At 73.6% G+C, this 22,504-nt stretch carries 20 protein-coding genes and 1 pseudogene; 7 read left to right on the forward strand and 14 right to left on the reverse strand.

Annotation, left to right across the window (positions count from 1 at the left end; all coding sequences use genetic code 11):
* Positions 1-186: 186 nt before the first annotated feature.
* From dapF to miaA, 3 genes and pseudogenes are all read right to left on the reverse strand, one after another.
* Complete coding sequence (dapF, locus tag ACZ6EM_RS28295) at positions 187-1,092, reverse strand: diaminopimelate epimerase (RefSeq protein ID WP_401043895.1); 906 nt, start codon at positions 1,090-1,092, stop codon at positions 187-189.
* A gap of 96 nt (positions 1,093-1,188) precedes the next feature.
* Complete coding sequence (locus tag ACZ6EM_RS28300; RefSeq protein ID WP_401043898.1) at positions 1,189-1,701, reverse strand: hypothetical protein; 513 nt, start codon at positions 1,699-1,701, stop codon at positions 1,189-1,191.
* 249 nt (positions 1,702-1,950) lie between these two features.
* Positions 1,951-2,889, reverse strand: a pseudogene (gene miaA, locus ACZ6EM_RS28305) (tRNA (adenosine(37)-N6)-dimethylallyltransferase MiaA); the annotation flags it as partial.
* A 164-nt stretch (positions 2,890-3,053) separates the two neighbouring features.
* Here miaA and ACZ6EM_RS28310 point away from each other — a divergent pair.
* Positions 3,054-3,314 (forward strand): antitoxin, encoded by a 261-nt coding sequence (locus tag ACZ6EM_RS28310; protein WP_401043901.1) that lies wholly within the window; start codon positions 3,054-3,056, stop codon positions 3,312-3,314.
* Positions 3,315-3,399: 85 nt separating this feature from the next.
* On the opposite strand, the gene ACZ6EM_RS28315 is transcribed toward ACZ6EM_RS28310, so the two are convergent.
* Entirely contained in the window at positions 3,400-4,098 is a 699-nt protein-coding gene (locus tag ACZ6EM_RS28315) for a class III extradiol dioxygenase subunit B-like domain-containing protein (RefSeq protein ID WP_465773539.1), read from the reverse strand.
* Positions 4,099-4,180: 82 nt separating this feature from the next.
* Positions 4,181-5,683, reverse strand: coding sequence for a tRNA (N6-isopentenyl adenosine(37)-C2)-methylthiotransferase MiaB (miaB, locus tag ACZ6EM_RS28320; protein WP_452180251.1), 1,503 nt, complete (start codon positions 5,681-5,683; stop codon positions 4,181-4,183).
* A 95-nt stretch (positions 5,684-5,778) separates the two neighbouring features.
* Between miaB and ACZ6EM_RS28325 the strand changes: the two genes are divergently transcribed.
* Positions 5,779-6,798: a TAXI family TRAP transporter solute-binding subunit gene (locus tag ACZ6EM_RS28325; protein ID WP_401043909.1), complete on the forward strand. Its 1,020-nt coding sequence runs from the start codon at positions 5,779-5,781 to the stop codon at positions 6,796-6,798.
* A 22-nt stretch (positions 6,799-6,820) separates the two neighbouring features.
* Here ACZ6EM_RS28325 and ACZ6EM_RS28330 read toward each other — a convergent pair whose 3' ends face one another.
* A complete protein-coding gene (locus ACZ6EM_RS28330) occupies positions 6,821-8,245 on the reverse strand; it encodes a sensor histidine kinase (protein WP_401043911.1) in 1,425 nt (474 codons plus the stop codon).
* Positions 8,246-8,251: 6 nt separating this feature from the next.
* Positions 8,252-9,010 carry a response regulator transcription factor gene (locus ACZ6EM_RS28335; protein WP_380540185.1) on the reverse strand — a complete coding sequence of 253 codons (759 nt, stop codon included), beginning with the start codon at positions 9,008-9,010 and terminating at the stop codon, positions 8,252-8,254.
* A 391-nt stretch (positions 9,011-9,401) separates the two neighbouring features.
* Between ACZ6EM_RS28335 and ACZ6EM_RS28340 the strand changes: the two genes are divergently transcribed.
* The 5 genes from ACZ6EM_RS28340 to ACZ6EM_RS28360 all read left to right on the forward strand — a co-directional run bounded on the left by ACZ6EM_RS28340 (position 9,402) and on the right by ACZ6EM_RS28360 (position 14,594).
* A complete protein-coding gene (locus ACZ6EM_RS28340; RefSeq protein ID WP_359907100.1) occupies positions 9,402-10,175 on the forward strand; it encodes an amino acid ABC transporter ATP-binding protein in 774 nt (257 codons plus the stop codon).
* 115 nt (positions 10,176-10,290) lie between these two features.
* The gene (locus ACZ6EM_RS28345; RefSeq protein WP_359907103.1) at positions 10,291-11,196 is read left to right on the forward strand and encodes a glutamate ABC transporter substrate-binding protein; all 906 of its coding nucleotides are present in this window, start codon (positions 10,291-10,293) and stop codon (positions 11,194-11,196) included.
* 52 nt (positions 11,197-11,248) lie between these two features.
* Positions 11,249-11,899, forward strand: coding sequence for an amino acid ABC transporter permease (locus tag ACZ6EM_RS28350; protein WP_359907105.1), 651 nt, complete (start codon positions 11,249-11,251; stop codon positions 11,897-11,899).
* Entirely contained in the window at positions 11,896-12,744 is an 849-nt protein-coding gene (locus ACZ6EM_RS28355; RefSeq protein WP_401043918.1) for an amino acid ABC transporter permease, read from the forward strand. Before ACZ6EM_RS28350 ends, ACZ6EM_RS28355 begins: the two co-directional genes overlap by 4 nt.
* A 122-nt stretch (positions 12,745-12,866) precedes the next feature.
* Positions 12,867-14,594, forward strand: a complete 1,728-nt coding sequence (locus ACZ6EM_RS28360) for an FAD-dependent monooxygenase (RefSeq protein WP_452180250.1) — start codon at positions 12,867-12,869, stop codon at positions 14,592-14,594.
* Between the two features lie 83 nt (positions 14,595-14,677).
* Here ACZ6EM_RS28360 and rny read toward each other — a convergent pair whose 3' ends face one another.
* From rny to ACZ6EM_RS28395, 7 genes are all read right to left on the reverse strand, one after another.
* Positions 14,678-16,147, reverse strand: coding sequence for a ribonuclease Y (gene rny, locus ACZ6EM_RS28365; protein WP_465773540.1), 1,470 nt, complete (start codon positions 16,145-16,147; stop codon positions 14,678-14,680).
* 134 nt (positions 16,148-16,281) lie between these two features.
* Positions 16,282-17,289, reverse strand: a complete 1,008-nt coding sequence (locus tag ACZ6EM_RS28370) for a regulatory protein RecX (protein WP_465773541.1) — start codon at positions 17,287-17,289, stop codon at positions 16,282-16,284.
* A 4-nt stretch (positions 17,290-17,293) separates the two neighbouring features.
* Positions 17,294-18,421, reverse strand: coding sequence for a recombinase RecA (gene recA, locus ACZ6EM_RS28375; RefSeq protein WP_401043927.1), 1,128 nt, complete (start codon positions 18,419-18,421; stop codon positions 17,294-17,296).
* A 197-nt stretch (positions 18,422-18,618) separates the two neighbouring features.
* Entirely contained in the window at positions 18,619-19,845 is a 1,227-nt protein-coding gene (locus ACZ6EM_RS28380) for an AI-2E family transporter (RefSeq protein WP_465773542.1), read from the reverse strand.
* A 37-nt stretch (positions 19,846-19,882) separates the two neighbouring features.
* On the reverse strand, positions 19,883-20,077 hold the full coding sequence (locus ACZ6EM_RS28385; RefSeq protein WP_359907122.1) for a DUF3046 domain-containing protein: 195 nt from the start codon (positions 20,075-20,077) through the stop codon (positions 19,883-19,885).
* Positions 20,074-20,664, reverse strand: coding sequence for a GNAT family N-acetyltransferase (locus ACZ6EM_RS28390; RefSeq protein ID WP_465773543.1), 591 nt, complete (start codon positions 20,662-20,664; stop codon positions 20,074-20,076). The genes ACZ6EM_RS28385 and ACZ6EM_RS28390 overlap by 4 nt, the downstream gene beginning before the upstream one ends.
* A gap of 113 nt (positions 20,665-20,777) precedes the next feature.
* Complete coding sequence (locus tag ACZ6EM_RS28395) at positions 20,778-22,376, reverse strand: S8 family serine peptidase (RefSeq protein WP_465773544.1); 1,599 nt, start codon at positions 22,374-22,376, stop codon at positions 20,778-20,780.
* Positions 22,377-22,504 lie beyond the last annotated feature (128 nt).

A 22,504-nucleotide genomic window follows, 5' to 3' on the forward strand; every position in this document is an offset into this window, starting at 1 on the left:
CGGTCGCCGGGCGCCGCCCCGTCCGAGGGGGTGATCTCGACACCCCTCCCCATGGGGTGATCGACCCGGTGGTCCATGCTACCGAGCAGAGCACGTTCCGCGACGCCCTGATTCCCGTCCGCGACCGGTATCACCCGATCGGGGGGATTCGTCACCATACGAATTGGGCAAACCGGGCCGCAGGCCTCAGCGCACCGACTCCCACCAACGCCCGTCCAGCCGCCCCTCGGCCACGATCACCGCCGGCCCGGTCATCTCCACCCGGCCGTCCGGGTGCTCGGTGATGACCAGTCGCCCGCCCAGCACGTCCACGGTGTACGCGACCGACTCGCCGGTGACCGCCGGGTCGGCGCCGTCCCGGCGGATGGCCGCCACCGCCACCGCGCAGGCGCCGGTGCCGCACGAGCGGGTCTCGCCCGAGCCGCGCTCGTGCACCCGCATCGCGACGTGCCGCGGCCCGCGGTCCACCACGAACTCGACGTTGACGCCCTCCGGGTAGGCGCTCGCGGGGCTGGTGAGCGGCGCGGCGAACAGGTCGCCGGCGTGGTCCAGGCTCTCCACGAAGGCCACCGCGTGCGGGTTGCCCATGTTGACGTTCAGGGCCGGCCAGCGCCGCTCGCCGACCGCGACCTCGATGCCGTCCGGCCCGGGCAGCCGGGCCCGGCCCATGTCGATGGTGACGTCGCCGGGCGTGCCGTCCTCGGCGGCCTCGGCGACCTTCGCGGTGAGCACCCCGGAGCGGGTGGCGACGGCCAGCTCGCCCGGCTCGGCCAGGCCGGCCTCGACCAGGAAGCGGGCGAAGACCCGCAGGCCGTTGCCGCACATCTCGGCGACGCTGCCGTCCGAGTTGCGGTAGTCCATGAACCACTCGGCCCGGTCGGCCATCGCCGCGGCCGCCGGGTCGGCGGCGGCACGCACCACGCGCAGCAGCCCGTCCCCGCCGAGGCCGGCCCGCCGGTCGCACAGCGCGGCGACGGTCTCGGGACCGATCTCCAGCGCACCGTCCGGGTCCGGGACGATGACGAAGTCGTTCTGGGTGCCGTGCCCCTTGAAGAAGGGGATGCCGCCCTGCTGGGAAGAGGATGCGCTCACCCCTCCGATGGTACTGAGCGGCGACCCGCCCGCTCGGGGCGGGAGCCTCCCGGAGCGGGAGGCTCCCGGGGCGGAGGTGCTCCGGGCGGGCGGCGCTCAGCGCAGGTAGGCGACCCGCCAGACCGCGAGCGCGCAGGCGGCCAGCGCGATCAGGGTGTAGACCACGATCGCCTTCCAGCCGGCCCGCTGCCCGGAGCCCCGCCGCGGCAGTCCCGGCCACGTGTAGCCGGCGTGCCGGGCGGCCATCGCGCCCCAGCCCATCGAGGCGGCGGTGAACAGCAGCCCGAGCATCCCGACCATGGTGGCGCGCGCCCCGGCCGAGCCGAAGGCGAGCGGGAAGGCGAACATCAGCGAGCCGAGGGTGCCCAGCAGGGCGATCGGCAGCGTCTGCCACCAGCGCAGCCGGCGCAGCGGACGGATCTCCCGTTCGTGCACCGCGGCGTCGGGCGGCGTGCGGGTGTCCAGGGCGGGCACCGCGGCCGCGTAGGAGGTCGGTGCCTCCAGTCCGGTCAGCACGGGGAGGTCACCCATCGTCGACTCGTCGAACTCCTCGGCCGGCGCGGTGACACTTCCGCCCTGGCCGGATTCGGGGCCGGTACCCGTCGACACACGGCCTCCCCTGACAGTTCGACACGAGCGGACTCGCGGCCGGGCACGGTCGGCCCGTTCGGCCGACCCCTACGGCATCGATGATGGCATGTCCAGAGAGGCGTTCCGGGCCTGACCGGGGTCGACGGGTGATCCGTGGCCATCACGTGATCGGGCCGTGACCGCCGGTTCGTCCTGCACGGTCGCCTGCGCGCGCAGGTGCACCGCCGGATTGGCCAAAAACCCGTCCTGTACGGCCGGAACCGCCTGACGGCCGATCAGTTCGAGGGATCGTTCCAGCAGCTCGACGGGGTCGGTTCCGGCCGGCCGGGAGAGCCATTCGATGCGGTCGTCGCGGCGGAACCAGGACTCCTGACGCCGGGCGAAGCGCTTGGTCGCCCGGACGGTCTCGGCCCGGGCCTCGTCCTCGGTGCACTCCCCGGCGAAGTGGTCGAGCACCTGCTGGTAGCCGAGCGCCCGGGAGGCGGTCCTGCCCTCGCGCAGCCCGGCCCTCTCCAGCTCCCGCACCTCGTCCAGCAGCCCGTCCTCCCACATCCGGTCGACCCGCAGCGCGATCCGCTCGTCCAGTTCCGGGCGCGGCACGGCGACGCCGATCTGCACCGCCTCGTACACGGCGGTGTTGCTCGGCAGGTTGGCGGTGAACGGCTGCCCGGTGATCTCGATGACCTCCAGGGCGCGGACGATCCGCCGGCCGTTGCTGACGAGGATCGCCTCGGCGGCCGCCGGGTCCAGCTCGGCCAGCCGCCCGTGCAGCGCGTACGGGCCGACCAGCTCCAGCTCGGCCTCCAGCCGGGCCCGCACCTCCGGGTCGGTGCCCGGGAACTCCATCTCGTCGATCGCCGCCCGGACGTACAGCCCGGAGCCGCCGACCAGGACGGGCGTGCGGCCGGCGGCGAGCAGCCGGTCGATCTCGGCCCGGGCCAGCCGCTGGTACTCGGCGACGCTGGCGGCCTCGGTGACGTCCCAGACGTCCAGCAGGTGGTGCGGCACTCCCCCGCGCTCGGCCGTGGTGAGCTTGGCGGTGCCGATGTCCATGCCCCGGTACAGCTGCATCGAGTCGGTGTTGATCACCTCGCCGTCGAGGCTGCGGGCGATGGCGACGGCCAGGTCGGACTTGCCGGCGGCGGTCGCGCCGACGACGCAGACCACACGGGGAGGGGCGACATGCGGGGTACGGGAGCTGCTCACCGTTCCAGTCTCCCAAAACCGCCGGGCCACCGGGGACCGGGCTGCCACCGGCCCGCGACTGCGCGACGATATGACTGTTTCCCGGACATTTTCCGGCCGTTTCCCCGGTTGGACCCGGTTTGCGAACGCTTTGCCCGGCCCGCTCGTTGTGCGGGGAACAGCGGATGAAGGAGATCGTCATGGGCCTGATGGACAACCTCAAGGGCAAGGCCGAGGAGCTCAAGGGCAAGGCCGGCGAGTTCGCAAACAAGCACAGCGACCAGATCGAGAAGGCCGTGGACAAGGCCGGCGGGGCCATCGACAAGGCGACCAAGGGCAAGTACAGCGACAAGATCGAGCACGGCGCCGAGAAGGCCAAGGACGCGGTCGGCGACTTCGCCCAGAAGCCGAAGCCGGGCGACGAGGGGCAGCCCCCGCGGTCCTGACCCCGCGGTCCCGGTCCTGGCCGGTCCGGCGGCCCCGACCGGGAGCCCCGACGGCCGGGAGTCCCGGTCCGGCGGCCCCGGCCGGCTAGGACCAGGACGCCACGAAGTACCCGACCCCGTACGGCGCCTCCTGGTGGCCCAGCCGCCCGGTGAGGCCGGCGCCCTCCGCGGCACCGGCCAGCACCTGCCAGGGCGCCCGGCCGTCGGCCTTGAGCTCGGCGGCCAGCCCCGGGTCCAGCGCGGCCAGGGCGGGCAGGTCGGCCGCGCCCAGGGCGGCGGCCAGGGCGGTGTCGAAGCCCTCGGCCCGCTCGTCCAGGTAGCCGGGCGCCTTGACCGAGCGGCAGGCGCTGCCGTCGCCGAGCACCAGCAGGGCGACCCGCTCGGCGAGGCCGGCCAGGCCCTGGCCGAGGCCGAGCATCCGGTCGGCGGGGGCGTCGGCGGGCACCGCGCAGGCGTGCGTCGGCAGGGTCACCCCGGCGCGCTCCAGCAGCCAGGCGCCGACGGTCAGCGAGGGGGCCAGCTCCGGCCCCTCGACCCGGTCGCCGGGCAGCTTGGCGACCAACGGCACCCCGTAGCGGCGGAAGGAGCCGGCTCCGCCCTCGGTCCAGACCTCGGCCGTCGGCCCGGTGCCGACCACCACGACCAGCTGCGGCCCGGCCGCGACCAGCGCCGCCAGCGCCTCGTCGCAGGCCGTGCGCAGGGCGTCCAGCTCGGGCGCGGCCCCGGCGGCGACCTCGGGGACGAGCAGCGGCGGACAGGGGCACACGGCGGCGGCTACCAGCATGTGGATCACTCTAGCCAAGAAGCCGGGCGGCCCGGCCGGAGCCGAAGCTCCCGCCGGGCCGCCCGGAACACGTGCGGGTCAGTCAGTCGCCGCAGCAGGCCCCGCCCGCCGGCGCGGCCAGCGGCAGCTCGGCCGGGGCGCCGATCTTCGGCAGGCCGAGCATCACTCCCGCCGGCTTGGCGGCGGGCGCGGCCCGGCGCTTCTCCCAGGCGTCGCCGGCGCGGGTGCGGCGCACCGCGAGCGCCGGGCCCTCGGCGAGCAGGTGGTGCGGGGCGGCGTAGGTGATCTCGACGGTCACCACGTCGCCCGGGCGCACCGGCTCGTCCGGCTTCGTGAAGTGCACCAGCCGGTTGTCGGGGGCGCGTCCGGAGAGCCGCCGGGTCTGATCGTCCTTCTTGCCCTCGCCCTCGGCGACCAGGATGTCCAGGGTGCGGCCGACCTGCTTCTTGTTCTCCTCCCAGGAGATCTCCTCCTGGAGGGCGATCAGCCGGTCGTAGCGGGCCTGGACGACCTCCTTCGGCACCTGGTCCGCCATGTCCGCGGCGGGGGTGCCGGGGCGCTTCGAGTACTGGAAGGTGAAGGCGTTGGTGAAGCGGGCCTCGCGGACGGTGTGCATCGTCTCCTCGAAGTCCTCCTCCGTCTCGCCGGGGAAGCCCACGATGATGTCGGTGGAGATGGCCGCGTCCGGCATCGCCTCGCGGACCTTGCGGATGATCCCGAGGAAACGGTCCTGCCGGTACGAGCGGCGCATCGCCTTGAGGACGCGGTCCGAGCCGGACTGCAGCGGCATGTGCAGCTGGTGCATCACGCTCGGGGTCTCGGCCATCGCGGCGATCACGTCGTCGGTGAAGTCGCGGGGGTGCGGCGAGGTGAAGCGGATCCGCTCCAGGCCCTCGATCTGCCCGGCGGCGCGCAGCAGCTTGGAGAAGGCCTCGCGGTCGCCCAGGTCGGAGCCGTAGGCGTTGACGTTCTGGCCGAGCAGGGTCACCTCGATGACGCCCTCGTCCACCAGCGCCTCGATCTCGGCGAGGACGTCGCCGGGGCGGCGGTCCTCCTCCTTGCCGCGCAGCGCGGGGACGATGCAGAAGGTGCAGGTGTTGTTGCAGCCGACCGAGATGGCGACCCAGGCGGCGTACGCGGACTCGCGGCGGGTCGGCAGGGTGGAGGGGAAGGTCTCCAGCGACTCCAGGATCTCGACCTGGGCCCTGCGCTCGACCGCGGCCCGCTCCAGCAGCGCCGGCAGGTGGCCGATGTTGTGGGTGCCGAAGACCACGTCGACCCAGGGGGCGCGCTTGACGATGCTCTCGCGGTCCTTCTGGGCCAGGCAGCCGCCGACGGCGATCTGCATGCCCTTGTGACGGGTCTTGACCGGCGCGAGCTGGCCGAGGTTGCCGTACAGCTTGTTGTCGGCGTTCTCGCGCACCGCGCAGGTGTTGAACACCACCAGGTCCGGGTCGCCCTCGGGCCCGGCCTTGACGTACCCCGCGTCCTCCAGCAGGCCGGACAGCCGCTCGGAGTCGTGGACGTTCATCTGACAGCCGTGCGTGACGACCTTGTAGCTCTTCAATCCGCTCTCACCGCTCACCAGACCAGGGTACGGGCAGCGGCGAAGGGCTTTTCCCTGAGCTTCCACCACCCGTTCCACTCCCGTTCGGCCGGAGCGCCTGGCAGTATCCCTGCATGACCCCCACCACTGCGTCCCGTCTCGGCGCCGCCGTCCGCACCGCGGCCCGGAGCCCGCTGTGGCGCACGGTGCTGGTGGTGGTACTGCTGGTGGCCGGGTTCGGCGGCTGGTGGCTGTCGGCGGGCCGCTCGCCCGGGTACCCGCGCGGCGAGGTCCGCTTCGCCACCGGGGTGCAGCGCGGCGTCTACGACCGGTACGGGCAGCTGCTCCAGGCCCACGTCTCCCGGGCCATGCCCGGGGTGCGGCTGGCCCTGGACAACTCCGAGGGCTCGATCGACAACCTCACCCGGGTGATCAGAGGCCGGGACGCCTTCGCGATAGCCACCGCCGACGCGGTCGCCGACTACCAGGGCCAGGGCAAGGAGAAGCTGCGGGCCATCGCCCGGCTGTACGACGACTACCTGCAGCTGATCGTCCCGGCCTCCTCCCCGGTGCGCCGCACCGCCGACCTCAAGGGCCTGCGGGTCGGCGTCGGCCTGCCGCAGTCCGGGGTGAACCTGGTGACCAAGCGGCTGCTGGGCGCGGCCGGCCTGGACCCGGACCACGACATCGTCCCGGTGCCGAAGGGGATCGGCGAGGCCGCCGACGACCTGCGCGCGGGCAGGCTGGACGCCTTCTTCTGGTCCGGTGGCCTGCCCACCAGCGCGCTCACCGACCTCTCCGACCACTTCCCGATCCGTGTCGTGCCGCTGAGCGACCTCGCCGAGGCCCTGCACAAGGCCGAGGGCGGCGGCACCGACGCCTACCGGGCGGCCACCATGCCCAAGGGGACGTACCCGAACGCCGAGCCCAAGGAGGCCGTCGCCACGGTGGCCGTGCCCAACCTGCTGATCACCCTGGACGACGCGGACCCGCGCCTGGTGGAGGGGATGACCCGCGCGGTGATCGACAGCCGGGACCAGATCGGCGCCCAGGTGCACGCGGCCCAGCTGGTCGACCTGCGCACCGCCGTCTACACCGACCCGCTCCCGCTGCACACCGGCGCGGCCCGCTACTACCGCTCGGTGAAGCCGTAGGGCGTAGGGCCTGCCCCGGCGGCTACTTCTCCGGCCGGGGCACCGCCAGCGTCACCGCTAGCCCGGTCGGCCTGACCGGCGCGAAGCCGAGCGTGCCGCCGCCGGCCGCCAGCAGGGTGCGGGCGATGGACAGCCCGAGCCCCGAACCGTCCACGTTCTGGTGCCGCGTGCTGCGCCAGAACCGGTCCCCGGCCCGGGACAGCTCGTCCTCGGTGAGGCCGGGTCCGGCGTCGGTGACGGTCACCGCGACCTCGTCCCGGCGCACCGCCACCCGCAGCCGCACCTCGCTGCCGGCCGGGCTGAACTTGAGCGCGTTGTCCACCACGGCGTCCAGCGCCGAGCCGAAGCCGATCGGGTCGGCCATCCCGATCGCCAGCGCCGGGCCGTCCCAGCGCAGCCCGATCCCGCGCTGCTCGGCCACCGGCCGCCAGGCGTCCACCCGGGACAGGGTGAGCTCGGCGAGGTCGGTGCGCTCCGGTTCGGGGCGGGCGTGCTCGGCGGTGGCCAGGCCGAGCAGGTCGTCCAGCACCCGGGCCAGCCGGGCGCCCTCCTCCCGTACGCCGCTGAGCTCCTCCTCGTGACCCTCGGGCAGTTCCAGGCCGAGCAGCTCGACCCGCAGCAGCAGCGCCGACAGCGGGTTGCGCAGCTGGTGGGAGGCGTCCGCGACGAAGGCCTTCTGCTGGTCCATGGCGAGCACCACGTGGTCCGCCATCTCGTTGAACGAGCGGGCCAGCCGCTGGAGTTCGGGCGGTCCGCCGCCCGGGGCGACCCGGGCGGCCATCCGGCCGGTGGCGATGTCGTGGGTGGCCCGGTCCAGGGTGCGCACCGGGCGCAGCACCCACTCGGTGAGCCGGACGGCGAGCAGCACGGCGACGATCATCGCGGCGGCCTCGCCCGCGCCGATCACCAGCCACTTGTGCACCACCCGGGTGCGCAGCGCCTCGGCCGGGGATTCGCTGAGCACCACCGCGACCACGTCGCCGTCGCGCACCACGGGGGCGGCGACGGTGATCGTCCGGTCCGGCGTCCACGGCCAGACCTGCGGCGGGTTGTGGCTGCGCCGCCCGTCCAGTGCCTCCTGGAAGGCCTGGGCGCCCCAGCCCCCGGAGGGCACCCGCCAGTCGTCCGGGGCGACGGCGAGCGGAACGCCGTCGCGCTGGAAGATGCCCAGGCGCACGCCGTACAGGTCGTGGTAGCGGCGGACCTCGGCCTCGATCGCGCGCTGCCGGCTGCCGTCGCCCGGGGCGGGTTCCGGGTCGCCCTTGCGGGCGGAGTCGGCGGCGCCGGAGGTGGGCAGGTCCTGGGCGAGGCGGGCGGCGTCGTCGAGCCGGTCGACGACCACCTTGGTCTGTTCGGCCGCCGCGACCGCCGCCGCGAGCGGCAGCCCCAGGGCGGCCAGGACGCAGAGCATGAGGGCGATCAGGATGCCGAGCAGGCGGGTGCGCACGTGCGGTCAGTGCTCCGCGGGGGCGCTCGGGGCCGGTTCGGCCGCGGCGGGCGTCGGGCAGTCGGGGATCAGCCGGTAGCCGACCCCGCGCACGGCCTCGACCAGGCCGGGCAGTGCCAGCTTGTTGCGCAGCGAGCCGATGTGCACCTCCAGGGTGCGCCCGTTGCCCTCCCAGCCGCTGCGCCAGACCTCGCTGAAGATCTGCTCGCGCCGGTAGACGACGCCGGGGCTCTGCGCGAGCAGCGCGAGCAGGTCGAACTCCTTGCGGGTGAGCGGCACGTCGCGGCCGTCCACGCTGACCCGGCGGCGCTCCCGGTCGATCCGGATGCCGCGGGACTCCAGCGGGCCGCGCTGCTGCGGCACGGTGTCGGGCGCGGGCACCGCCACCGCGGCGGGGGCGGCGCCGCGGCGGGCCACGGCGTGGATGCGGGCGAGCAGCTCGCCCATGTCGTACGGCTTGGTGACGTAGTCGTCGGCGCCCAGGTTGAGGCCGTGGATCCGGGAGCGGACGTCGGCGCGGGCGGTGACCATGATCACCGGCACGCCGCTGCCGGCCCTGATCCGGCTGCACACCTCGAAGCCGTCGCGGTCGGGCAGTCCGAGGTCGAGCAGCACCACGCGGTACGGCTCGTTGCCGTCCGGCACCAGGGCGTCCAGCGCCTCGTGCCCGCTGCGGGCATGCCGGACCTGGAAGCCGTGCCGGCCCAGCACCGCGACCAGCGCGGCGGCCACGCGTTCGTCGTCCTCGACGAGCAGCAGTCGCATCCTGTCCTCCTCCTTCCCCCACGTGATCACCGATGATCACCGGGCCGATCGTTCAGGTCCCGGTCCTGCGCAGTATGGGCCAGTGAACGGCCCGGCGCCAGGTTCGACCGCGCACCGGGCCCGGGGGGAACGGGGAGCACCGGAGCGGATTCCCGCTGTGACATGCCCCGTCGGCGCCCGCGCGAACAGCGTGCGAGCGCCGTGTGGCCGTTTCGTGATCCTCAAGTTCCGCTCAGATCGGCTGACGGCGCGCGGTCATGGCTCCTAAGGTCGGCCCACCGGGGGCCGCGGCTCCGCCGGCCTCGGCCCCCGGATCCGTACCACCATTGCCTGTCAAGGGAGTTGAGACTTCTCGGACAGGCGTGATTCGACGACAGAGGGAGCAGGCGCGATGACCGAGAGCCCGGTCGAGGACTCCACCCCCGCAGCCGCCCCACTGGTCGTGCTGAGCAACGTCAACAAGCACTACGGCGCGCTGCACGTCCTGCAGGACATCGACCTCCGGATCGCCCAGGGCGAGGTGGTCGTGCTGATCGGCCCGTCCGGCTCGGGCAAGTCGACGCTCTGCCGGACGATCAACCGGCTGGAGACGATCGACTCCGGCGCGATCACGATCGACGGCCGGCCGCTGCCCGACGAGGGCAAGGAACTGGCCCGGCTGCGCGCCGAGGTCGGCATGGTGTTCCAGAGCTTCAACCTGTTCGCGCACAAGACCGTGCTGGAGAACGTGGTCATCGGCCAGGTGAAGGTGCGCAAGGTGCCCCGCCCGCAGGCCGAGAAGACCGCCCGGGAGCTGCTGGAGCGGGTCGGCGTCGGCGCGCAGGCGGACAAGTTCCCGGCCCAGCTCTCCGGCGGCCAGCAGCAGCGCGTGGCGATCGCCCGCGCGCTGGCGATGAAGCCCAAGGTGATGCTCTTCGACGAGCCCACCTCGGCGCTGGACCCGGAGATGGTCAACGAGGTGCTGGAGGTCATGCGCCAGCTCGCCGCGGACGGCATGACGATGGTCGTGGTCACCCACGAGATGGGCTTCGCCCGCTCCGCCGCCAACCGGGTCCTGTTCATGGCCGACGGGAAGATCGTCGAGCAGAACACCCCGGACGCCTTCTTCACCGCGCCGCGCTCCGAGCGCGCCAAGGACTTCCTCTCGAAGATCCTCCACCACTGACGCTTCGAGACCGGCGGGACCGCCCCCGGCCGCAGTGCCGGCCGGCCCCGCCCGTGCACGCCTTCCAGACGCCAGAGCCCGGTTGACACCGCGGCCCAGCCCCAGGAGAACCCTCATGAGGACGTCCCGCACCCTCGCCGTCGCGCTCTGTGCCGTCGCGCTCACCGCCACCGCCGCCTGCGGCAAGGACGGCACCCCCGGCGCCACCGCCGCGAGCAGCGGCGCCGGCGCCCCGAAGCTGCCGAGCTACACGGTCAAGACCGACGTCAAGGTGGACTCCGCGGTCCTCGCCGAGGCCAAGAAGCGCGGCCAGCTGATCATCGGCGCCAAGGCCGACCAGCCGAACCTCGGCTGGGAGGACGTCGCCAGCGGCGACCGCAGCGGCTTCGACATCGAGATCGCCAAGATGATCGCCGCCGACCTCGGCTTCACCCCGCAGCAGATCAAGTGGCAGACCCTGGTCTCCTCGCAGCGCGAGCCGGCCATCGCCAAGGGCCAGATCGACTTCTACGTCGGCACCTACAGCATCAACGACGAGCGCAAGAAGAGCGTCTCCTTCGCCGGCCCGTACTACATCGCCGGCCAGGACCTGCTGGTGAAGGCCGACAACACCACGATCACCGGCCCGGAGAGCACCGGCGGCAAGAACGTCTGCACCGCCACCGGCTCGACCTCGATCAAGAACATCCAGCAGTACAACCCGAAGGTCACCCAGTTCGACACCTACTCGGCCTGCGTCGAGAAGCTGCTGTCCGGCGAGGTCGACGCGGTCACCACCGACGACGCGATCCTCAAGGGCTACGCCTCCAAGTACAGCCCCAAGCTCAAGGTGGTCGGCAAGCCGTTCACCAAGGAGAACTACGGCGTCGGCCTCAACAAGGACGACAAGGCGCTGCGCGACGCGATCAGCGACGCCCTCAAGGCCCACGAGGACAACGGCGACTGGAAGAAGGCCTACGACGCGACCCTGGGCGCCTCCGGCTCCCCGGCGCCGGACGTCCCGGCCCTCGAGCGCTACTGATCCGCCCGCCGTACGTCGACTCCCGACCATGAACTGAGAGGAGGGCCGCCGGATGGGGTTCCTGTTCGAGGACGACAACTTCGCGTTGTTCCGCGACGGCTTCCTACAGACGATCGAGGTGAGCGCGCTCAGCGCTCTTCTCGCCCTGCTGCTGGGCACCCTGCTGGCGGCCTTCCGGGTCTCCCCGGTGCCGGTCCTGCGCGCCTTCGGCACCGCCTGGGTGACGCTCTTCCGCAACACCCCGCTGACGCTGCTGTTCTTCGCCGTCACCTTCGGCCTGCCGCCGCTGGGCGTGCACTTCAGCCACCTGGCGTTCGCGGTGCTGGCGCTCGGCGGGTACACCGCCTCGTTCGTCTGCGAGGTCATCCGCTCCGGCATCAACACCGTGCCGCTGGGCCAGGCGGAGGCCGCCCGCAGCCTGGGCATGACCTTCGGCCAGACCCTCACCCTGGTCGTCCTGCCGCAGGCCGCCCGGACCGTCCTGGGCCCGATGAGCAGCGTGTTCATCGCCCTGCCCAGGAACTCGGCGATCGCCGGCGCGTTCAGCGTCCCCGAGCTGTACAGCGCCCAGCAGACCTTCTCCGAGCGCGGCTACTCGATCTTCGCCATCTTCTTCTGGGTGGCCTGCGCCTACCTGCTGATCAGCGCCACGGTCGCCACCTTCTTCCGCTTCCTGGAATCCCGACTGGCGGTGGCCCGATGAGCATTCTGAACCGTCAGGCGTCGGCGAGTGTCCTCTACGACACCCCCGGCCCGAAGGCCCGTACCCGGTACCGCATGTTCGGCGTCCTCTCGGTGCTCGGCATCGCCGGTCTCCTCTGGTACGTCTTCAACGCGCTGAACGACAACGGCCAGTTCGACGCCGGCCTCTGGGACGCCTTCCAGTACACCTTCGTCCAGCAGCAGATCGTGGACGGCCTGCTGTCCACCCTGGAGGCCTTCGGGCTCGCGGCAGCCTTCTCGCTCACTCTGGGCGCGCTGCTGGCGGCCGGTCAGCTCTCCGACCACCGGCCGGTCCGCTGGTTCTGCACGGCCTTCACCCAGTTCTTCCGGGCGATGCCGCTGCTGATCCTGATCGTCGGGCTCTACTACGCCTTCTTCGCCCAGCAGCCGATGTGGGCGCTGGTGCTCGGTCTCACCCTCTACAACGGGGCGGTCCAGGCCGAGATCATCCGCAGCGGCGTCAACGCCGTCCCGCGCGGCCAGGGCGAGGCGGCGTACGGGCTCGGCATGCGCAAGACCCAGGTGATGATGTCGATCCTGGTGCCGCAGGCCGTCCGCTCGATGCTGCCCTCGATGATCGGCCAGCTGGTCGTCACCCTCAAGGACACCTCGCTCGGCTTCGTCATCACCTACAGCGAACTGTTGTTCATGGGCAAGAAGATCGCCAGCCAGCCGATCAACGCCGCGGGCTTCCCCTACATCCCCGTGGTGCTCGTGATCGGCCCGATCTACATCGTGATGTGCCTTCTGTTGACCGCGCTCGCACGCTGGATCGAAGCACGTGGCCGTCGCGGCGCGAACCGGCGCACTTCAGCTTCTGCTTGACGGACACGCAGGTGAACTGTTGCATTGCTCTTCGTGACACCTCCCGGGAGCATCCACGCGGCATATGCGGCAGCGGTAACTGACGCCGGCCGATCGGCCGGTTCGCGCCCGGAGGTTCCCTCATGGACCCGGTGATCGTGGTCGGGGCCGGACCGGTCGGTCTGGCCCTGGCCCTCGCCCTGGCCCGGCACGAGGTACCCACCATCGTCCTGGACGAGGGCTCCGGACTCTGTCCCGAGGGCCCGCGCAGCCTCGTGCTCGGCGCCGACACCGCCGCCTTCCTGACCCGGATCGGCTACCCGCGGGCCGCCTCGGACTCCGCGCTGTGGGACTCCTTCGCCGTCTGGCGCCGCCGCCAGGAGGTGCTGCGGATCGACCTCACCGATTCGCCCACCTACCACCTGCCCCAGCACCGCCTCCAGCGCGGGCTGCGCGACGCCCTCACCGGCACCCCGCTGATCAAGCTGGTCCCGCTCAACCGGGTCGTCGAACTCGAACAGGACCGGGACGGCGTCAGCATCCGCACCATGGGCACCCAGGACGGCTCCACCACCTGGTGGCGCGGCAGCCACCTGGTCGGCTGCGACGGCGCCAGATCCACCGTCCGCAAGCTCCTGAAGATCCGTTTCCCCGGCCGCCCGGCGGTCGACCGCAACGCCATCGCCACCGTCCGGGTCGACCTGCCCTTCGACGGCGCCCGCTTGCACCGCGAGCCCCCGTGGCGGGGCGACCGCGAGGCCTCCGCCCGTCCGCTGCCGGACGGCGTCTGGCGGCTCGACTGGCGACTGCCCCCCGGCCGGCCCGCCGCCACCGAGACGGTCGACCCGCACGCCACCTGGCCCGGCATCGTCACCGGCGACACCCTGCTCACCCGGGTCACCTCCACCCTCACCGGCTGGTGCGGCGAGCTGCCCCGCTTCGAACTGCTGGCCGCCGCCGACCACACCGCCCAGCAGCGACTCGCCGCCCGCTTCCGGATCGGCCGCTGCTTCCTGGCCGGCGACGCCGCCCACCTGCACGGCGCGCTCGGCATGCAGAACCTCCCGGACGGGCTGCGCGACGCCGACAACCTCGCCTGGCGGCTGGCCCTCGCCTGGCACCTCCACTCCGGCGGCCCGCAGCCCGGCGGATCGCTGCTGGACGGCTACGAGGCCGAGCGGCGCGGTGCGGTCGGCGCCCGGCTGCGCGCGGTCGACCAGTCCATGCCGCTGCTGCGCCCGCTGCGCGGCTGGCAGCAGACCCGGCGCTCGCTGCTGGTCGGCGGCTTCCGCAAGCACGCCCCGCTGCTCGCCGACGGCCAGCTCGGCACCGGCCGGTTCGGCGGCGCGCCCGCCTACCCGGCGGCGCCCTCCGGCGTCCCCGGCCGGGTCCCGGTGCAGCGCGGCGCGCGCGGCACCACCTCGCTCAGCGAGCTGCTGCCCGCCACCGCCCCCGGGGTGCTCGTCCCGGACCTTCCGGTGCTCGCCGACGACGGCACCCCAGACCACCTGCACGCCCGGCTCGGCACCACCTTCCTGCTGCTGCTGGTCGCCCCCGGCACCGCCGTCTGGTCCTCCGAGCACTGGCTCGGCGCCGGCCTGATGCCCCGCCTCGCCGAGGTCGCCGCCGCGCTGCCCGTCCCCGCCGAGGTGCTGGTCACCGAGGACTACCCGGGCGCCGGCCCGCACACCGTCCTGCTGATCCGCCCGGACGGCCACCTCGTCGGCGTCACCCAGGGCGCCGTCGCCGAGGACCTCCTCGCCCTCGCCGACCGCGCCCGCGGCGGCCCGGCCACGCTCACCCCGGCCCCCGACCCGGCCGAGCAACCCGCGCCCCACGAGGTGGACTCCCCGAGCCAGGGCGTGTCCTGACGGGTCCTGGCGGGTCATGGCGGGACGGCCCGGCAGGCCCTGGCAGGTCTAGGCAGGTCTGGCAGGTCTCCTGGCGGGGCGTCCTAGCCGGCCACCGCCGTGGCCCGGCTCTCGCGGACCACCGTCACCCGGATCCGGCCCGGGTAGGTCAGCTCGGTCGAGAACTGGCGGGCGACCTCACGGGCGATCAGCTCCGCGCCCAGGTCGTCCACCGCGTCCGGGCGGACCATCACCCGGACCTCGCGGCCGGCCTGCATCGCGTACACCTCGGCCACGCCCTGGTGCGAGCGCGCGATCTCCTCCAGCCGCGCCAGCCGCCGCACGTACAGCTCCAGCGACTCCTTGCGCGCGCCCGGCCGACCGCCCGAGCAGCCGTCCGCGGCCTGGGTCAGCACGGCCGTCACCGTCCGCGGATCGACCTCGTTGTGGTGGGCGGCGATCGCGTGCACCACCTCGGGGGATTCGCCGTACCGCCGGGCGAGCTCCGCGCCCACCGCCGCGTGGCTGCCCTCCGACTCATGGGTGAGCGCCTTGCCGATGTCGTGCAGCAGCGCCGCGCGCCGCACCGGCTCCGGGTCCACCCCGAGCTCGGCGGCCATCATCCCGGCCAGGTGCGCGGACTCCAGCAGGTGCCCGAGCACGTTCTGCCCGTACGACGCCCGGTAGCGCAACGAGCCCAGGGTGCGGACGAGTTCGGGGTGCATCGCGCCGACCCGGGCGTCCAGCAGGGCGTCCTCGCCGGCCCGGACGCAGCGCTGCCCGACCTCCTCGCGGCTGCGCTCGTGCAGGTGCTCGATCCGGGTCGGGTGGATCCGGCCGTCCTCGACCAGCTGCTCCAGGGTGAGCCGGGCGGTCTCCCGGCGGACCGGGTCGAAGCAGGACAGCTGCACCGACTCGGGGGTGTCGTCGACGATCAGGTTCACGCCGGTGACCGCCTCGAAGGCCCGGATGTTGCGGCCGTCCCGACCGATGATCCGGCCCTTGATGTCCTCGTTGGGCAACGGCAGGACAGTGACGGCGCTCTCCATCGTCTGCTCCGTCGCCAGCCGCTGGATCGCCCCGGCGACGATGTCCCGGGCCCGGCGCTCGCCCTCCTCCTTGGCCTCGCGCTCGATCTCCCGGACGGTGACCGCGGCCTCCCGCCGGACCGACTCCTCGGCCTCCCGCAGGAGTTCGGCGCGGGCCTGCTCGGCGGAGAGCCCGGCGGCCCGCTCCAGCGCCGCCACCCGGCGGGCGACCAGCGCCTCGGACTCGCTCCGGGACCGCTCCAACTCGGCCGAGCGCTCCGCCAGTTCGTCCTCGCGGCGGCGCAGCCTGCGCAGCTCCTCGGCCATGTCCTGCTCGCGCCGGGCGAGTTCGGCCCGCTGCCCGGCGCTCTGCTCCTCGGCCCGCCGACGGGCCTGCTCGGCCTCGGCCAGCGCGCTGTGCCGGGCCGCCCGGAGCCGCCTGATCACCAGCCCGGCGGCCACCGCGAACACCAGCAGCAGGAACGCGGCCGATCCGGCGACCGCCACCAGCGAGCCGCCCGGGCCGGTGCCCGCCGAGATCCCCATGTGCCGCCCACTCCCCCGTCGCCGCGCGGGCCGCCGTACGGAGGCGCCCCGGGAACTGATGGCGAGGCTAGGTGGGGGTCATGAAAGGGTCAAGGGTTGACCTGGTTCACTCCAGGACGCCTACAGAACTGCCACTACTCCCGACCCGACAGTTCACTCCGCTCCTCCTCCAGCGCACTGCGCACCACCCGGAACGCCAGTCCCTCGGAGTAGCCGCGCCGGGCCAGCATCCCGACCAGCCGCCGGGTGCGCACCTGTGCGTCCAGCCCTCGGGTGGAGCGCAGCCTGCGCTCCACCAGCGCCCGGGCCGCGTCCGTCTCGTCGTCGTGGTCGACCTGGGCGACGGCCTGCTCGACCAGGTCGGCGGCGACGCCCTTGGTGCGCAGCTCCTGGGTCAGCGCCCGCCGGGACAGGCCCCGGACGGCGTGCCGGGACTCCACCCAGGCCGCGGCGAAGGCCGCGTCGTCGATCAGCCCGACCTCTTCGAGCCGGGTGAGCACCTCATCGGCGACCTCGTCCGGGATCTCCCGCTTGCGCAGGGCGTCGGCGAGCTGCTTGCGGGTCTTGGCGGCGCCGGTCAGCAGCCGCAGGCAGATGTCCCGCGCGCGGGTCTCCGGATCGACCGACTCCTCGGTCTGCTTCCGGGAGGCACGGCCGGTGGCCTCCTCCCCGGACGGCCCGGCCGCGGAACGGCCCCGACGGGCGCCGCGACGGGAGGCCGAGGCGGCCGCACCCCCGTGACCGGCCGCCTCGCCTCCGCCCCGGCCGCTCTCCACGGCCGCCGGTGCCGAAGCGGGCCCCGCCGCTTCGAGTTCCTCGGCCTCCAGGGCCGAGCGCCGTCGTCGGCGGCCGGTGGGCAGCTCGGAGGCGGAGACCAGGCCGAGCGCCTCGACCGATGCTTCCGCCGGCTCCGGCCCGGGCGCCGCGCCGCGCACCGCCCGGTCCGGAGCCAGGTCGAACTCCGGCTCGGGGCCGGATGCCCACTGCGTGGTGGAGCGGCGGTCGCGCCGGGAGGGCCTCCGCCCGGGCCTCTCGGCCGCCGGCTCCGGTTCCTCCGCGACCGCGGCGAACCAGTCCGGCGGGCCGTAGTCGTCGTCCTCCGGGCCCGCCGGGCCGCCGCCCACCGTGTCGTACTGCGTCAACGGATCAGGCCTTGGCCGCCGCCGTCTTCTTCGCCGCGGCCGTCTTGGTGGCGGTCGCGGTGATCGGCTTGGCGGCGCCGTCGGCGGCGGGAGCAGCAGCGGCGGCGTCGGCCCCGCTCTCGGCCGGCTCCTCCACCTTCGGGCCGATGCCGAGCTTGCCCTTGATCTTCCGCTCGATCTCGTCGGCGAGCTGCGGGTTGTCCCGCAGGAAGTTGCGGGCGTTCTCCTTGCCCTGGCCGAGCTGGTCGCCCTCGTAGGTGTACCAGGCGCCCGACTTGCGGATGAAGCCGTGCTCCACGCCCATGTCGATCAGGCCGCCCTCGCGGCTGATGCCCACGCCGTAGAGGATGTCGAACTCGGCCTGCTTGAACGGCGCGGCGACCTTGTTCTTGACCACCTTGACGCGGGTGCGGTTGCCGACCGCCTCGGTGCCGTCCTTCAGGGTCTCGATCCGGCGGATGTCGAGGCGGACCGAGGCGTAGAACTTCAGCGCCCGGCCACCCGTCGTGGTCTCCGGCGAACCGAACATCACGCCGATCTTTTCGCGCAGCTGGTTGATGAAGATCGCGGTGGTGTTCGACTGGTTCAGCGCACCGGCGATCTTGCGCAGCGCCTGGCTCATCAGTCGGGCCTGCAGACCGACGTGCGAGTCGCCCATCTCGCCCTCGATCTCGGCGCGCGGCACGAGCGCCGCGACCGAGTCGATGATCACCAGGTCGATCGCGCCGGAGCGGATCAGCATGTCGGTGATCTCCAGCGCCTGCTCACCGGTGTCCGGCTGGCTGACCAGCAGGGCGTCGGTGTCCACGCCGAGCTTCTTGGCGTACTCCGGGTCGAGCGCGTGCTCCGCGTCGACGAACGCGACCGTGCCGCCGGCCTTCTGGGCGTTGGCGGCCAGGTGCAGGGTCAGGGTGGTCTTGCCGGAGGACTCGGGGCCGTAGATCTCGACCACCCGGCCGCGCGGGATGCCGCCGACCCCGAGGGCGACGTCCAGGGCGGTGGACCCGGTGGAGATCACCTCGACCGGCTCGTTGGCCTTCTCGCCGAGGCGCATCACCGAGCCCTTGCCGAACTGCCGCTCGATCTGGGCGAGAGCGGTCTCCAGGGCCTTCTCGCGGTCCGTACCTGCCATGGCTTTTTCCCTCGGGTTCTGTGCTGTGCGCTTCATCGTCCTCGACGCTAGCGCGTCCCACTGACAAACGGGCTCGATCGGGCTCGGCCTGTGGAAAACTCCTCGCCGGAGAGTACAAAGAACATCTGTTCGATTCAAGCGTCGCACGTCCGGGCCGTGCCGCCCCCGGGGACACCCCCCGGGGGCGGCGCCCCGGGTCACTCCCCGCGCCTCGTCCCGTCCCCGCCGACCATCCGGCGCAGCCGCCGGGCCGCCTCCCGGCGCAGCTCCCGCCGCGCCCGCCGCTGCTCGCCCCGGTCGATCCGCGGATCGGTGGCCACCTCGTACCGCCGCACGTACGTCCCCACGAAGCCCTGGAGCGTGGCCGCCGCCGGGATCGCGATCACCGCGCCGACCGCGCCGAGCAGCGCCGCGCCCGCGATCACCGAGCCGAAGGCCACCGCCGGGTGCACGTCCACCGTCCGCGCGGTGATCCGCGGCTGCAGCAGGTAGTTCTCGACCTGCTGGTAGACCACCACGAAGACCAGCACCCAGAGCGCGTCCACCGGCTCCACCGTCAGCGCCACCAGCACCGGCAGCGTCCCGGCCAGGTACGTCCCGAGGGTCGGCACGAACTGCGACATGACGCCGACCCAGACCGCCAGCGCCGCCGCGTACGGCAGGTTCAGCAGCTCGAACATCACCCAGTGCCCGGCGGCCGACACCACCGCGAGCAGCGCCCGGGAGTACAGGTAGCCGCCGGTCTTGGCGAGCGCGATCTCCCAGGCCCGCAGCACCTCGCCCTGCTTGGCGGGCGGCAGCATCGAACAGACCGTCCGGCGCACCCGCGGGCCCTCGGCGGTGAAGTAGAAGGTGAACAGCCCGACCGTGAAGGCCTGGAAGAGCCCGCCGATCACGGTGGACGAGACGCCCCAGACATTGTCGGCGGCCTGCTGGACGTAGTTCTCGATGGTGCCGGAGTCCTTGAGCAACCGATTCTGCAACTCGCCCAGCGAGAGGTCCTGGTGGAAGGTCCGGTTGATCCAGCCGATCAGATTGTCGACCAGGTGCGGAAGGTCCCCCGCGATCTTCGCCACCTGGTCGACCAGCAGCGTGCCGAGCGCGGCGAGGAAGCCCACCACCGCGGCCCCGACCGCCACGAACACCAGGAAGGTCCCCACCCCCCGGCGCACCCCCCGCGCCGCCATCCGGTCCACGGCCGGCTCCAGCGCCAGCGACAGGAAGAACGACACCAACAGCATCACGAACAGGTCGATCAGCTGCCGGAACGCCCAGTCGGCGAGCTGGAACACCCCCACCAGCACCAGGAACAGCACCATCGCCCGCGGCAGCCAGCGCGGCATCCCGCCGCCCCAGAGCCCCCCGCCCACCGGAGCGCGCTCGGCACTCCGGTCCGAATTCTTCTGCTCTGCGCTATTTGTCACCCGAACAGTCTGTCCCATGCCGCCCGGAGGCCGGCACTCAGCGCAGCACGCCGGACACGCCCTGGGTGTCGCAGACCACGCGCCAGACGTCCTTGGCCTCCCAGCCCGACTCCAGCGCCTGGCGCACCGTCCGCCCGCCCAGCTCGCTCATCACGTGGTCGGTCGCGAACGACTCCGCGTACGACTCCCCGAAGTGCGCGTACATCCGTCGCCAGAAATCCGTCAGCCTCATGCCCCGAGTATCCCGGACCGCGCCCGCCAGTCCCCGGCCGTCAGCGCGTACTCGACCTCACCGTGCTCACTGCCCGGGATCGGCTCCGGGCAGTCCTCGCGGAACGTACGGACGTACGAGAGCCCGCTCTTCTCCATCACCCGCCGCGAGCCCGCGTTCACCGCCATGGTGTACGCCACCACCCGCTCCACCCCCAGCTCCGCGAACCCGCGCCGGACCAGCGCCCGCGCTCCCTCCGTCGCGTACCCGCGCCCCCACGCGGCCCGCCGCAGGCGGTACCCGAGCTCGACCTCCCCGCGCTCCCCCTCCCGCGTCGGCCGGAACTCGAACCACCCCAGGAACGCCCCGCCCGCCCGCTCCTCGGCCGCCCACCAGCCGAGGTCGCCGTACCGCCGGTAGTGCTCCAGGTACTGCGGCAACAACTCCCCCTCGACCCACTCCCGCGGGCTCGGCCTCCCCCCGGTGAGGAAGCGCATCACCGCGGGGTCCCCGTCCAGCTCCACGAGCCGGTCCGCGTCCGCCGCCGTGAAGCGCCGCAGCACCAGCCGCTCGGTCGTCAGGAACACCGCCGCGTCCGATTCACCCATGCCCCGATCCTCACCCCCGTCCCGCCGCCCCGTCACCTGCTTTTCCCCGCCCCCACCACCCGACGGGCGCGCGGGGCGCAGCCCGCGCGCCCCCAACGGAAACCGCGTCCCCGTCACCGGGGCAGCGCCAGCAGCCCCGCACCGAAGTACTGCCGCTCCCCGCAGCCGAACACCCCCGCAGGACACCCGGGCGCCGCCGCCCCCGCCAGCACCCCCGCCAACCCGTCCGCCCCCAGCTCCGGCCGCAGGGCCGCCACCACCGCCACCGCCCCGGTCACGTGCGCGGCCGCCATCGAGGTCCCCGCCAGCGCGGCGTACCGCCCGTCCGGCCAGTCGGAGACGATCGCGCCCTGCGGCCCGCCGTCCGGGTCGCCCCCCGGCGCGGCCAGCGAGACCCGTCCGCGCCCGTAGTTGGAGTAGCCCGCCGGGTGCCCGTCCCGGTTGACCGCGGTGACGGTGACCACCCCGGGCAGCTCGCCGGGCAGCCGTACGCACTCGGTGCCCAGGTGGCGGACGGGCGCCGGCCCCGAGACCCGGTCGTTGGGGCTCCGGTCGTCGGTCCGCCCGGCGCCGAGGTCCTGCCCGTCGTTGCCCGCCGAGGCGACCACCACCGCCCCCTTCCGCCGGGCGTACCCGACGGCCCGCCCGACGGCCGCGGTCAGTGCGGCCTGGTCCCGGTCCTCGGGGCAGTTGTACTTCCACGGGTCGGTGAAGTAGCTGTTGTTGATCGCCCTGGCCCCGTGGTCGGCGGCCCAGAGCATGCCGCAGACGATGTTCTCGGCGTAGTACTGCCCGAGCGGCCCGAGCAGCCGGACGGCGGCGATCCGTACGCCCGGCGCGACCCCGGTGACGCCGTGGCCGTCCCGGGTGGCACCCACGATCCCGGCGACGTGCGTGCCGTGGCCGCTCTCGACCACCCCGGGGTCCGGCCGCCAGGCGCCGGTCCGGGCGTCGGGCCGGCCGTCCGCGCAGGAGGCGGAGGCCTTGGGGTCGACGGCGGCACGCAGGTCCGGGTGGGTGTCGTCGACACCGGAGTCCAGCACGGCGGCCAGCACCTTGTGCAGCACGGCATCGCCCGGCACCGCCCCCCCGGCCGGCGCCGAACCCCCGCCCCGCACCGCGCCTGCGGCCGGCGGCGCGCCACCGGACACCGCCGAGGCATCGCCCGCCCGGACGCCGGCGCCCCCGACCATGGCGAGGTTCCAGGCGCCCGCCTCCCCCGGATCGGGCACCGTCATGGTCCCGGAGTCCGCCCGGTCACCACCGCGCGGAAGGACGTCCCCGCTCCGCCCCGTCCCGGCCGCCGGCCCCGCGCCGGTGCCCGCCGAGAAGTCGCCCGCCCCCGCCACCGCCCGCGGCGGCGCGACCACCGGCGCGGTCCTGGTCGCCCCGACGGCGGCGATCCCGGGCCGGGCCCGCACCCGGTCGGCGAACGGGCCGGTCGCGTACACCAGCGCGGCCCCGATCTGCGGGTACTCCTGGACCACCTGCCCGCCCGCGGCCCGGCTCTCCGCACCGGCCCGGGCCGCGCCGGCGGCGTCCTCGCCCTCGGCCAGCACCAGGTAGCTGAGGTACGCCCGCCCCGATCCGGACACGTACGGGACGGCGCCACCCACCACGAGCGCCGTGAGCAGCATCGCGAGCAGCGCCCGGGCGGGCCCGCCGACCCGGCGGCGCCGGACGGTCCTGCCCGACGGGTGCACCTGCGCCATCGCACGGTCTCCGCTCGTCGGTCCGGTGGGTCACGGCTGGATCAAGCATCCGATTCCTCACCATATGAGCGGATTGTTATTTCTGCTCCCCGGCTTGCACCCCTCCACCGCACCCCTCCGCCGCACCT

The organism is Kitasatospora sp. NPDC041917, from assembly GCF_055589745.1.